This is a genomic window from Flavobacterium nitratireducens, from assembly GCF_029625335.1.
In the GTDB taxonomy this organism is placed as follows: Bacteria; Bacteroidota; Bacteroidia; order Flavobacteriales; family Flavobacteriaceae; genus Flavobacterium; species Flavobacterium nitratireducens.
On sequence record NZ_CP121111.1, the window covers coordinates 635908 to 648645 of the forward strand.

At 31.8% G+C, this 12738-nt stretch carries 14 protein-coding genes and 1 other RNA gene; 6 read left to right on the forward strand and 9 right to left on the reverse strand.

What is annotated here, in order from left to right; genetic code table 11:
- Positions 1–12 precede the first annotated feature (12 nt).
- The 3 genes from ygiD to P5P90_RS02990 form a co-directional block, all read right to left on the reverse strand.
- Complete coding sequence (ygiD, locus tag P5P90_RS02980; protein WP_278035739.1) at positions 13–843, reverse strand: 4,5-DOPA-extradiol-dioxygenase; 831 nt, start codon at positions 841–843, stop codon at positions 13–15.
- A gap of 144 nt (positions 844–987) precedes the next feature.
- A complete protein-coding gene (locus P5P90_RS02985) occupies positions 988–1323 on the reverse strand; it encodes a Rossmann-fold NAD(P)-binding domain-containing protein (RefSeq protein WP_278035740.1) in 336 nt (111 codons plus the stop codon).
- Entirely contained in the window at positions 1296–1865 is a 570-nt protein-coding gene (locus P5P90_RS02990; protein ID WP_278035741.1) for an NmrA family NAD(P)-binding protein, read from the reverse strand. The genes P5P90_RS02985 and P5P90_RS02990 overlap by 28 nt, the downstream gene beginning before the upstream one ends.
- Before the next feature lie 120 nt (positions 1866–1985).
- Here P5P90_RS02990 and P5P90_RS02995 point away from each other — a divergent pair, with 120 nt between their 5' ends.
- The gene (locus P5P90_RS02995) at positions 1986–2348 is read left to right on the forward strand and encodes a winged helix-turn-helix transcriptional regulator (RefSeq protein ID WP_278035742.1); all 363 of its coding nucleotides are present in this window, start codon (positions 1986–1988) and stop codon (positions 2346–2348) included.
- 113 nt (positions 2349–2461) lie between these two features.
- Here P5P90_RS02995 and P5P90_RS03000 read toward each other — a convergent pair whose 3' ends face one another.
- Positions 2462–3883 (reverse strand): ATP-dependent DNA helicase, encoded by a 1422-nt coding sequence (locus P5P90_RS03000; RefSeq protein ID WP_278035743.1) that lies wholly within the window; start codon positions 3881–3883, stop codon positions 2462–2464.
- A 239-nt stretch (positions 3884–4122) separates the two neighbouring features.
- Between P5P90_RS03000 and P5P90_RS03005 the strand changes: the two genes are divergently transcribed.
- Both P5P90_RS03005 and P5P90_RS03010 read left to right on the forward strand, forming a co-directional pair.
- Entirely contained in the window at positions 4123–4929 is an 807-nt protein-coding gene (locus tag P5P90_RS03005) for a DUF3822 family protein (RefSeq protein WP_278035744.1), read from the forward strand.
- On the forward strand, positions 4926–5516 hold the full coding sequence (locus P5P90_RS03010) for an RsmD family RNA methyltransferase (protein WP_278035745.1): 591 nt from the start codon (positions 4926–4928) through the stop codon (positions 5514–5516). The genes P5P90_RS03005 and P5P90_RS03010 overlap by 4 nt, the downstream gene beginning before the upstream one ends.
- Before the next feature lie 97 nt (positions 5517–5613).
- Here the strand turns inward: P5P90_RS03010 and rnpB are convergent.
- Positions 5614–5927: RNase P RNA component class A (gene rnpB, locus P5P90_RS03015), an RNA gene on the reverse strand.
- 125 nt (positions 5928–6052) lie between these two features.
- Between rnpB and P5P90_RS03020 the strand changes: the two genes are divergently transcribed.
- The 3 genes from P5P90_RS03020 to P5P90_RS03030 all read left to right on the forward strand — a co-directional run bounded on the left by P5P90_RS03020 (position 6053) and on the right by P5P90_RS03030 (position 8186).
- Entirely contained in the window at positions 6053–6367 is a 315-nt protein-coding gene (locus P5P90_RS03020) for a hypothetical protein (RefSeq protein ID WP_278035746.1), read from the forward strand.
- A gap of 102 nt (positions 6368–6469) precedes the next feature.
- Positions 6470–7543 (forward strand): DNA polymerase III subunit gamma/tau, encoded by a 1074-nt coding sequence (dnaX, locus tag P5P90_RS03025; RefSeq protein ID WP_278035747.1) that lies wholly within the window; start codon positions 6470–6472, stop codon positions 7541–7543.
- A complete protein-coding gene (locus P5P90_RS03030) occupies positions 7524–8186 on the forward strand; it encodes a DNA polymerase III subunit gamma/tau (protein WP_278035748.1) in 663 nt (220 codons plus the stop codon). The genes dnaX and P5P90_RS03030 overlap by 20 nt, the downstream gene beginning before the upstream one ends.
- Here P5P90_RS03030 and P5P90_RS03035 read toward each other — a convergent pair.
- From P5P90_RS03035 to P5P90_RS03050, 4 genes are read right to left on the reverse strand one after another with little or no spacing between them, the layout of a single operon-like run.
- Positions 8183–8773, reverse strand: a complete 591-nt coding sequence (locus P5P90_RS03035; protein WP_278036471.1) for a TMEM175 family protein — start codon at positions 8771–8773, stop codon at positions 8183–8185. The genes P5P90_RS03030 and P5P90_RS03035 overlap by 4 nt on opposite strands.
- A gap of 6 nt (positions 8774–8779) precedes the next feature.
- The gene (locus P5P90_RS03040; RefSeq protein ID WP_278035749.1) at positions 8780–9670 is read right to left on the reverse strand and encodes a Ppx/GppA phosphatase family protein; all 891 of its coding nucleotides are present in this window, start codon (positions 9668–9670) and stop codon (positions 8780–8782) included.
- A gap of 21 nt (positions 9671–9691) precedes the next feature.
- Positions 9692–11764 carry a polyphosphate kinase 1 gene (ppk1, locus tag P5P90_RS03045; protein ID WP_278035750.1) on the reverse strand — a complete coding sequence of 691 codons (2073 nt, stop codon included), beginning with the start codon at positions 11762–11764 and terminating at the stop codon, positions 9692–9694.
- Positions 11765–11767: 3 nt separating this feature from the next.
- A complete protein-coding gene (locus P5P90_RS03050; RefSeq protein WP_278035751.1) occupies positions 11768–12253 on the reverse strand; it encodes a SixA phosphatase family protein in 486 nt (161 codons plus the stop codon).
- Positions 12254–12738: the final 485 nt, after the last annotated feature.

The following is a 12738-nucleotide window of genomic DNA, read 5'->3' on the forward strand; positions in this document are numbered from 1 at the left end:
AAATCAACTATTTTAAACAATCTTCACCGAAGTCATACTTAAAGAACCGGCTAATAATTTATCGTTAAACAAACTGAGTTCTTCTTGTTTTTCTTTTAATCCCAAAGTATAAATCAAAGGCAAATAATGATCCGGTGTAGGAATGGCTAACTGAAAAGCTCTACCCTGTTTTTCATAATCAATCAAAGCCTGAAAATTGCCATCTAGTAAATAATCATTGACTGTTGCTCTGGCTTCAACTGCCCAATCGTAACCATAATTATCTTTGTCCATATTGTAAAAATCGACCAATCGTAAATTATGCACAATATTTCCACTACCCACAATTAGAATTCCTTTGTGACGCAAACTGCTTAATTTTTGAGCCAACTCAAAATGGTATTGTGCTGGTTTGGAATAATCAATACTCAATTGAATCACGGGAACATTCGCATCCGGATACAAATGTTTAATCACACTCCAGGCACCGTGATCCAAACCCCATTCGTGATCGAGTTCTACTTCGGTTGGTAATAATAATTCTCTGGTAGCAATGGCTAAATCAGGATTGCCTTTAGCCGGATATTGTACTGCAAACAATTCCTTCGGAAAACCGCCAAAGTCATGAATCGTTCTTGGCATTTCCATCGCGGTGACTTTGGTTCCTTTTGTAAACCAATGTGCCGAAATACACAAAATCGCATTGGGCTGTGGTAACGTTTTGGCCATATTCCTAAAACCCGACACAAACTGATTTTCTTCAATCGCATTCATCGGGCTTCCGTGTCCTAAAAATAACACCGGCATTTTTTCGGTATTAGGAAAAGTGCTTGAAATTTTATGTAGATCATTTAATGTGTTCATAAAAAATATATTTTAATCCTTTTTTAGCAATAATAAATTTAGTGTATTAAGCTTTTAGTTTCTAAAATGTTTTAACCACAAATTACACAAATTAGCTCTAATTAATTTGTGTAATTTGTGGTTAATTTTTCAAACCCTAATTTTTTATTTAGAATAAACCTCTTTCAAAAAATCGCTTAGACTTACTGGTTTTCTACCTAGTAATTTTTCCAAATCACTATTTCCGGTTTCAAATTCTCCTTGCTTGATTGCTTCGGCAAAACCTACAAACATTCCAATATATTCTCCTGGAACTCCTACACTGGTTAACGCTACTTTATAATCTTCAGGATTTGGATTCAAATACAAAACTTCTTTATTAGCAATTTCACTCAAAGTTATTGCAATTTCTGCCATCGAATAATTTTCAATATTATTAGTAGCGTATTCTTTATTTTCGTGTCCATCAGAAATTAAAACAATAGCAGCAGCTTCAGCCAAATCATTTCTTGAAACATAAGCGGCCTGACCTTCTCCGGCAGGAAAAAGATTCCTTGTTCCAATACTTTTTCTCCTAGGAACATTGGCACTACATCCAGATATAAATTATTTCTAAAAATAGTATAATTAATTCCGCTTGCTTTGATCGCATTATCAGTATCAATATGAGATTGAGCTAAAAAAGCAATCGGAGAAGTTTCAGTTTCATTTTTACGCTCGAAACTCGTATATAAAATATGTTTGACTCCAGCTTCTTTTGCCGCTTTAACCGCATTTAATTGTTGACTACTTCTATTCGCTAAATCGGTTCCAGAAACCAAAACTAGTTTTTCAATTCCTTGAAATGCCGCTACCAAAGATTCGTAATTGTCATAATCACCTATTCGTAATTGGATTCCTTTTGCAGCTAAATCAACCGCTTTACTTTCGTTTCTAACTAATGCCGAAATATTTGCTGGCGCAATTCCTTTGTTTAATAAAAAATCGATTGTTGCTTTACCAAAATTACCTGTTGCTCCTGTAACTAAAATACTTGTATTCATTATTTTAAACTTTTTATGATTAATGTTTTGTCAAAGTTACGTACATTTGCTATATAATATATACTGCTATACTAAAGTATAGCGATATACTTTAGTATAGTAACAATAAAATCAATGATTATGGAAGATGTAATTAGTTTTAAAGAAGCCAAAGCCTGCCCAATCCAATTTGTTTTGGCTGTAAATGACACATTGAATGTGATTAGTGGTAAATGGAAATTGCCGATTATAGGTTCGTTGCTATTTGAAAAAAGACGTTTTACAGATATTCAGAGAAACATTCCGAAGATTACTCCCCGAATGTTATCCAAAGAATTAAAGGATTTAGAAATGAACGGAATAGTAAAACGTACGGTATATGACACCACTCCTATCACCGTTGAATATGAATTAACCGAATCGGCAAAATCATTGGGTGATGTTTTAGACAAAATGCTGGAATGGGGATTACAACATAGACTGGCTACACTTTCTCAAAACTAATCTCAACTTATTTTACCATTAAGATATTAAGTAAATTAAGTTTGTAAAAACCCTTAACTAATCTTAATGCCTTAATGGTTCATCAAAATAAAACTTAAAGTTTTATATCAAAATTAGTCTACAAAACTTTCGTCTTTAAAACCTATTAAGTATAATTTGTTTTTTGCACGAGTCATAGCGGTGTATAACCAACGAATGTAATCTCTGTCAATTCCGTTGGGTAAATACGGTTGTTCTACAAAAACCGTATTCCACTGCCCTCCTTGTGATTTATGACAAGTAATCGCATAAGAAAATTTTACCTGTAAGCCATTGAAATATTCATTGGCTTTAACCTTTTGGAATTGTTTGAATTTGGTTTCGCCTTCATAGTCTTTCAAAACTTCCTGATACAATCGGTTGGACTCCTCATAAGTCAGTGATGGTGATTCACTTTTTATGGTATCCAATAATAAAACCGTTTCAAAAGGTTTTTGATTGGGATAATCGACCATTCGGATTTTTACTTTAGCAAATTTGAAAGTGTATAATTCGATGATTTTAAAAATCTCTAAAATTTCGATAATATCACCATTAGCAATAAAACCGGCTTCGTCTGAATCTTTAAGCCAGAAATAATTATTCTTCACTACCATTAAAAAATCTCCCGTGGATAATTCACTTTCTTTATCTAAAATTCGGGAACGAATCTGCTCATTATATTGATTAGCTCTTTTATTGGAACGAACAATAAAAGCGGTATCTTCAATACTATAATTACTGTAAGCCGAATTAATCGCATCCTGAATATCATATCCATCTACTAAACGAACAATATCTTTAAACTTTCGAACATTAAATTGAAAATCGGTAATAAAAGAATCTTTCAGAAGTTCACGCAATTCGGTAGCATTAAATAAAATTCCGGAAGCTTCTTCCTGACGCATTACTTCGTCCAATTCGATATGATCTACTTCCATATTATAATGCAAACTAAGCGTATCAATATCCAGAGCCGGACTAACATCTAAATTTACAGGAGGCAACTGAGCGGTATCTCCAAGAAGTATCATTTTGCAATTGGTTCCAGAATACACATAAGTAATCAAGTCGTCCAATAAAGAACCATTGGCATACATTTTAGAATCGGAATCCTGATCCGAAATCATCGAAGCTTCATCGACTATGAAAACGGTATTTTTATGTTTGTTAGGTTGCAACGTAAAAGTAACTCCACCACCCGATGACTTTTTAGGAAAGTATATTTTCTTGTGGATGGTAAAAGCAGGTTTCTCCGAATAATTGGCAATTACTTTTGCCGCACGACCAGTCGGTGCCAGCAATACATATTTTTTATTAATCTCAGTAAGATTGTTAACTATCGTAGAAATCAAAGTTGTCTTCCCCGTTCCGGCATACCCTTTTAAAACAAAAATACTGTCATTATGAGTGTCGGTCAAAAAAATAGCAATTTTTTGAAAAAAGATATCCTGTTTATAAGTAGGTTCAAAAGGAAACTTTTTTCGTAAAAGGCTATAAAATTGCGCAGAAATCATGAAGTAAAATTTAGGTTCAAAGATAGTTTTTTTGAAACATATATCAGCCTGTCGGCGAGACAAGAGTCATACAAGTCTTTTTTAGAATTGTAAAATTAAATAAAGTCAACATAAGTTTTTTTATACCTAATATAGTTAGGAGTAAATTTTAAAAATTAACATTGTTATTGATATTGATTTTGCCATTGTCATTGCTATTTTAAATTTGTAAGTTTGCGATTCAGAAAAAATCTTCATTAATGGACATTACCGAAAAGAAATACAAAAAACTATCGATTCAGGTTTCCCTGACCGGACTTTCTTTTTGCTGTTTTGACACACTCAACAATACGGTTTCTACTTTTAAGGAAATCCATTTTGATCCTTTTAATAAGAATTTAAAAATTGAAGATTTATTTGCTAATGCTTTCGAAGAACATCCTGAGTTAACAGAACAATATGATGATGTACTGGTAATCCACAGTAACAATCTTTCTACTTTCGTTCCTACCGCTTTGTTCGACGAGAATTACTTGGGAAGTTATTTGCAATACAATACTAAGGTTTTTGAAACTGATTTTTTTGCTTACGATGAAATCAGCAATTACGATATCAATGCAGTTTATATTCCTTATGTGAATATGAATAATTTCTTTATTGATAAATTTGGTTCTTTCGAATACAAACACGCCAACAGTATTTTGGTTACAAAATTATTAGATGCTTCTAAAAATATTGACACTAAAAAAATGATGGTACATTTCAATTCCACTCATTTTGAAATTGTAGTAATTCAAAATCAAAAGTTGTTATTGTTTAATTCTTTCGAATATCAAATTCCAGAAGATTTTATTTATTACATTTTATTCACAGCCGAACAATTGAATATGAATCCGGAAAATTTCCCATTGGAATTGATTGGAAACATAACAACCGATAGTCCTTTTTACAAAATAGCATACAAATACATCCGCAATGTTTTCCTAATTGATGTGGAAGATTTAAGATGGAACAATTATTTTTCTGAGGCCGAAAACAGAAATCATTTTATACTTTTCAATTCATGAGAATCATTTCAGGAAAATACAAAGGAAGACGCATCACCCCTCCCAAAGGTTTACCTGTGCGTCCTACTACCGATATGTCCAAAGAAGCCTTGTTCAATGTTTTAAACAATCATTTCAATTTTGACAGTTTAAAAGTTTTGGATTTATTTGCTGGAACCGGAAATATCAGCTACGAATTTGCTTCTCGTGGAAGCTCACCAATCACTTCTGTGGATGGCGATTTTGGATGTGTAAAATTCATCAAACAAATTGCATCCGAATATGATTTTCCGATTGCAGCTATCAAAAGTGATGTTTTTAAATTTCTGGAAAAATGTAATACTTCATTTGATATTGTTTTTGCTGATCCTCCTTATGGATTAGACCAAGCCACTTTTGAAAAAGTCGTTTTATTAGTTTTTGAAAATAACATCCTTAACGAAGAAGGAATGATGGTGGTAGAACATTCTAAGTATACCAAGTTAGAGCACTTACCTAATTTCTCTTTTCAAAAAAGTTATGGTGGTTCGGTATTTAGTTTTTTCGAATTCGAATTAGACGAAGAAGAGGAAGATGATGATTTTGACGAAGATAATGAAGAAGAATAATCAGTAAAATTTAAATTTTAAACCATTAAGAGGTTAAGAAAATTAAGTATTTGAACTTAATGAGACTTAAATTCTTAATGGTTTTTTATTTTAAAAAGAAAAAAACAGACCTATAAGCCGGATTCTGTCCCCGATAAACGGAGCCTTATCATTTATCTAGCCTTGTTGTTACCAACAAGATCAAGCTACCTACCCTTCAGCAACGGACGAGAAACCCTTAAATGCTGATATACTTGGTATTTCACCGCATAGAGTTTACCTGGTTTCACTACAGCATTACCTGTACATACTTTCTGTTGCACTTGTCCTATCTCGCCGAGGCGGATGACGGGTGTTACCCGCTATGCTTCTCTATGGTGTCCGGACTTTCCTCTCTCCGCCGAGGCGGAAAGCGATAAGGCGGTCTGTCGTGCAAAAGTACAATTTTTAAACTGTGACAACAAAACAAAGCCAACTACTTTAACAAGCATTTTGCAATAGATTAAAAATAAAATAGTTATATTTAAAGAGCTATTAACCACTAAATATTTTACGCCATGGATCCAATTTACCACTACGATTCGGTTTCAAAAGCCCTTGATGAATTAAACGAAAATGGTTTTAATTACGACTTTAACCAACATGAAGATGTGATTTTAAAAAACCCAAATAATTTTGAAATCAAACACATTTATCGTTACGAAGGAGAATCCAATCCGGATGACGAAGCAATTGTTTTTGGTATTCAATCTAAATCAGGAAAAAAAGGCGTTTATGTTGCCGGATTTGCTGCCAATTCTAATAATGAAACCGCTCAGGCGCTATTAAAAATTAGCATTAAAGCCCGAGGAAGAAGAAGAAATCAATCTTAAATCCAAGAAAATCAACACTACATTTTTTTCTAAAATCTTTCAATATTTAAATTTTTCAATCATTAAATTAAAACCTATATTTGCTTTCGAATAATAGAATCTATGGAACAATTTATAGTATCTGCCCGCAAGTACCGTCCGCAAACATTTAATGATGTTGTAGGACAAAAAGCGATTACCAATACTTTATTGAATGCCATAGAAAACAACCATTTGGCTTCTGCCCTTTTATTTACTGGACCGCGTGGTGTTGGAAAAACGACTTGTGCCAGAATTCTGGCTCGTAAAATCAATCAACCTGGTTATGATGATCCTAACGAAGACTTTGCTTTCAATGTTTTCGAATTAGATGCTGCGTCGAATAACTCTGTAGATGATATTCGTAATCTAATTGACCAAGTTCGTATTCCACCACAAACCGGAAAATACAAAGTCTATATTATAGATGAGGTACACATGTTGTCATCGGCAGCTTTTAATGCTTTTTTGAAAACATTAGAAGAACCACCTAAACATGCAATTTTTATTCTGGCAACTACCGAAAAACATAAAATCATTCCAACGATTTTATCGCGTTGTCAAATTTTTGATTTCAAAAGAATCACCGTTAAAGATGCTAAAGAACATTTAGCCGAAGTAGCAACAAACCAAGGTGTTGTTTTTGAAGATGATGCTTTACATATTATCGCTCAAAAAGCAGATGGCGCCATGCGTGATGCTTTGTCAATTTTTGACAGAGTGGTTTCCTATTGCGGAAGTAATCTGACACGTCAGGCAGTTACCGAAAACCTAAATGTGCTGGATTATGAAACTTACATTAATGTAACCGATTTAATTCTGGAGAATAAAATCCCGGATTTACTGATTACTTTCAACGAAATTCTTGCAAAAGGTTTCGATGCACATCACTTTGTAGCCGGATTAGCTTCACATTTCCGAGATTTATTGGTAAGCAAAACACCTTCAACTTTAAGTTTATTAGAAGCAGGTGAACAAGCTCAAAAAATGTATGGAGTTCAGGCTCAAAAATGTACTCAAGAATTTCTTTTGCAAGGAATTGCTATTGCAAACGAATGTGATTTAAAATACAAATTAAGTCAAAACCAACGATTATTGGTTGAACTTTGCCTGATGCAATTAGCCTCCATCACTTTTGATGGAGAAAAAAAAAGTTGAATCCTTTATAATTCCACCAACTTATTTTAGAAAAAACGATTATTCAATAGTTGAACAAAAGAAGGCTGTTGAAAACACTATTAGCACAACTACTTCTGCTCCTACTGAATCAGTTCCTACGAACAACCCAGCTGCAGTTGCTGAAACGCCTAAAAAAGTAGATGTAGAAACAACTGGACCTAAATTCTCAGCATTATCTTTATCAAGTATTCGTGCGAAAAAAGAATTGGAACAAAACAAAAAAGTAATCGTTAGAGAGACTGTTGATTTACCAACTGAACCTTTTACCGAAACCGAAATGTTGTTGCAATGGACTAACTATGCAAAACGTTTAGGAGACAAAGGCTCAAAAATCATGGAATCGTTATTACTTATTAATGATCCTGTTCTAAACGGAACAACAATTAGTATCGAGTTACCCAACGAAGGTTCAAAATTAGATTTTGAGAAAGAGATGAACGGTCTTTTAGGGCATTTAAGAGGACACCTTCACAACCACAATATCAAAATCGATATAATTGTCAATGAAAATGTCACTATCAAAAGAGCATTAAATGATCAGGATAAATACAATCGTTTACATGAAATAAATCCAAATATTGATTTATTAAGAACTACTTTCGGACTAGACTTAAACGCCTAACTATTTTTATCCGAGTTTAAAATTTTCTTTTCGATTCGAGTATCTGGAACTAACCAAAGCAAAGCAACTATTAAATAGATGGCTAATGGAATCCATTCATTGAAAAAAGAAATTAGTAAAGCACTAACATATAAAAGTTGAGAAGACTTTCCCTTTGTATCTTTACCGACTGCCTCTGCCAAAAATGACTTTTCACCATCAAGACATATAATGGTTGTTTGCAAAATAACAAAAGCAACACCACACATTAAAAGAACAATACCATAAACAGTAACTGTTGCTTTAGCAAAATCACTTTCACCCATCCAAGCGGTTGAAGCGGGTACTAATGAAAGCCAAAAGAGCAAATGAAGATTAGCCCATAAGACCTTTCCATTTACTTTAGTGGTACTATGCAATAAATGATGGTGATTATTCCAATAAATACCTACATAAATAAAACTCAAAATGTAACTTAAAAAAACAGGAAAAAGTGTGAATAAATCAATAAACTGATGTCCTTTTGGGACTTTCAATTCCAAAACCATTATAGTGATTATAATAGCAAGTACACCATCACTAAAAGCTTCTAAACGATTTTTATTTATACTTTTTTAAATTTTACCGAAATACATAGCCTTGACGATTCCGTCTGAAAGTCCAATTTTTGGAACATAAATATTTCTAGCTCCACTCCATTTCATCGCATTCAAATAAATACGTACTGCAGGTATAATTACATCGGCACGGTCTGGATTTAACGCTAATTCAGAAATTCTCTGATCATAAGAAAGAGAATTCAAAAAGGCATATTGTGAATTGATATACAAATAAGACAAAGGTTTATCCTGCATTTTACCAGACATTTTGAAAAGTTTGTTGATATTTCCACCCGAACCTATCAAAGATATTTCATCATAATCAGCAACATTTGTTTTAATCCATTTCTCAATTTCATTCCAAACCACATCACAAACCATTTCGTTAAGTAATCGAACAGTTCCCACTTTAAATGATCTTGAAGTCACAATTTTACCATTAGAAAACAAGGTAAATTCCGTACTTCCACCTCCTACATCCACAAATAAATAAGTTTGATCTGTCTTCAATAAATAGTGTAAGTCAGTTGAAGCAATAATTGCTGCTTCTTTTTTTCCATCAATAATTTCAATTTTGATGTCGGCTTTTTTCTTAATTAGGGCCACCACTTCTTTTCCATTATACGCTTCACGCATAGCCGAAGTTGCAAAAGCCTTGTAAGCTTCCACTTTGTGAACTTTCATCAAAAGTTTGAAAGCTTTCATTGCATCGACCATTCTATCTGTATTTTCAGCCGAAATTTCACCTACTGTAAAAGCATCTTGTCCTAAACGAATAGGCACACGAACCAAAGCACTTTTGTTAAATTGTGTTTCTTTACCTTCTTGTTCAACAATATTAACAACCAGTAATCTCATGGCATTAGAACCAATATCGATGGCTGCATATTTCTTAATTTTAATCATTTTTTTCTATAATTAATTATCTTAAAAGATAATTTCTTTTAACATGTCAACTTTTCTTTGGTAATATTTATAGGTTTCAATTTGAGCTCTAAAAATATTTTTTCCGTCATTTTTACGGTACTTATTATCCAATTTGTAAGAATGAAAACGCGCTTTTACATTTCCTTTCCAAGCAATATCAAAATTCTCAATTAGTTCATTTTTGATTTCTTGATCATAGATAGGACAAGTTACTTCTACCCTGCCATCTAAATTTCGTGTCATAAAATCAGCAGAAGAAATATAAACTTCTGTTTGCCCTCCATTTCCAAAAATATAAATTCGTGAATGCTCTAAATAATTATCGACAATACTTATAGCTTCAATATTTTCACTCAACCCCTTAATACCTGGAATCAAAGAGCAAATTCCTCTTACTTCCAATTGAATTTTTACACCTGCCTTACTTGCCTCATATAATTTATCAATCATATCAAAATCAGATAAACTATTCATTTTCAATTTCATAAATGCAATTCTACCTGCTCTAGCATTTAAAATTTCACGATCAATGAACTTATAAAACTTGGAACGTGTATAATGTGGAGAAACTATTAAGTGTTTATAACGATGTACTCTATAATTAATATTAAAAAATTCAAAAATCTTAGAAATATCTTTTAATATTTGTTGGTGACTGGTAAAAAGAGTGACATCTGTGTAAATTTTAGCCGTAGATTCATTGAAATTTCCTGTTGAAATAAAGCCATAGCGTTTATTTTTCCCGTTTTCAATTCTTTCAATGACACAAATTTTACTATGAACTTTCAAACCTTTGATACCAAAAATAAGTTCAATTCCTTCTTGCTGCATTTGTTCGGCATAGGAAATATTAGAAGCCTCATCAAATCGGGCTTGTAATTCGATTTGAACGGTTACTTTCTTACCATTTTTGGCAGCATTTATCAAGGAACTAATAATTTGTGAATTTTTAGCTAATCGATATAATGTAATTTTAATTGTGGTAACTTTTGGGTCTAATGCAGCTTCTCTTAAAAATTTTGTCAAATAAGAAAATGATTGATAAGGGGCATGTAACAAATAATCTTTCTTACTTATTTTTTCCAAAATACTACCTTCTAAACTTAGACCAGGAATTGGCAATGGAATGTTTTTCTTATACAGTAAATCATATCTACCTAGATTAGGAAATTCCATATAATCTCTCCTATTATGATATCTTCCACCGGGAATAATACTATCAGTAGAAACAATTTTCATTTTATCAAGGAAAAACTGTAAGGTATCCTCTTCAATTTCCTGATCGTATATAAAACGTACAGGCTCACCTATTCGTCTATCTTTGACACTAGTAGAAATTTTCTCTAACATACTTTTACTCAGGTCACTATCAATTTCTAACTGTGCATCCCTACTTATTTTTATCATGTGTGCACTAACACTTTCATAATCAAAAATATTAAATATACTTTTTAGATTATGCCTTATTACATCATCTATCAATATCACATATTTTTTGTTATCTGTAGAAGGTAACACCACAAAACGATTCATTGTTTTAGGAATTTCAATGATCGCATAGTGAACTTCGGCATCTTTTTTCATCACTAATTTTACAGCCAAATAACCAATATTATCCTTCAATAATGGAAATTCGGCCAAATCATTCAAGATAATTGTAACCAATTCTGGGCTCAAGGTTTGTATAAAGAAATCTTTTAAAAATATCTCTTGTTCATCCGAAATTTCATTTTCGTTGATAATAAAAATATTTTCCGTTTCCAATTTAGATTCGATATCTTTTAGAATTGCAAGACTTTCGGCCTGATGTTCTATAACAATTTCGGTAATATCCTTAATTAATTGTTGTGCAGATATACCTCCTAATATTTTTTCACCCGTTTTACCAGACAAACTTAATCTACGGATAGCTGCAAAACGAACTCTAAAAAATTCATCCAAATTATTTGAAAAAATCCCTATAAATCTTAATCTGTCTAATAAAGGAACCGAATCATCCCCTGCTTCTTGAAGTACTCTGGCGTTAAATGCTAACCAACTTTTTTCTCTATCAATATATTTTTGATCAAACATTATTTATTTTAAGTCTTTTGGTATTATTATTTTATTAGTCTGCCCTTTATTGATAGTATCCCAACTATCTGTTTCAAATTGTAGTGAAACAAAACCACTTGTAGGAACATTTTCAATAAATACATTTCCAAATTTATTAACAAAATTTGTAATTGCAGCATTATGACCAAAAAGAATTACACTATCAAATGTATTCGAACAAGATTTAACAATCATTTCCAATTGCTTTCCTTCGAAAGTATATAATTCTTGATTGTAGATAATATTTTCAACTGGATACAAGATATTTTGAGCAAAAATAATAGCAGTATCCGAAGCACGTTTAGCTGGACTACTCCAAATTACAAATTTTTTAGGTAAATATTTTTGAATATTTGAAGATACTAAATGAGCATCTTGCAATCCACGTTGGTCTAATGGCCTGTCTATATCTTTTAATGGTGTATCCCAATTCGATTTGGCATGTCTAATTAAAACTAAATTTTTCATATCGATATGATTAAATGAATTAATTCTTCGTGAATTCCTCAAAAAGAAAGATACAATTTATAGGTCAAAATATAAAATTTATTAATCATAAAAATTCTTTTTTACTTTCTCAAATTCATCATTGAATATTTAAAAATAAATAAAATTACTACAAATGTTAACTTTTAACATACTTAAACAGTAAAAAACGCATTTTATCGAATATTTTCTTACATATTATTTTAATATGTGATACTTTTGAAATCATCTTTAAAAAAAAAATATTTAAATCAAAATTGCAAACAAAATAATTACTAACAAATTTCAATCAGAATAGGTTTAGTATTACAAAGACATAAACTATAAAAGAATATATTAACGAAATTTTAGGGTTTGTTATACAAATAAAAACGCCTTTTAACGGGTATTTATGTTTTTCAAAGAGAAAATTTACTTTAAAAAACGAATGTGAGTAGTTTAGCTTTAAAATAGAATATTTTTATTTT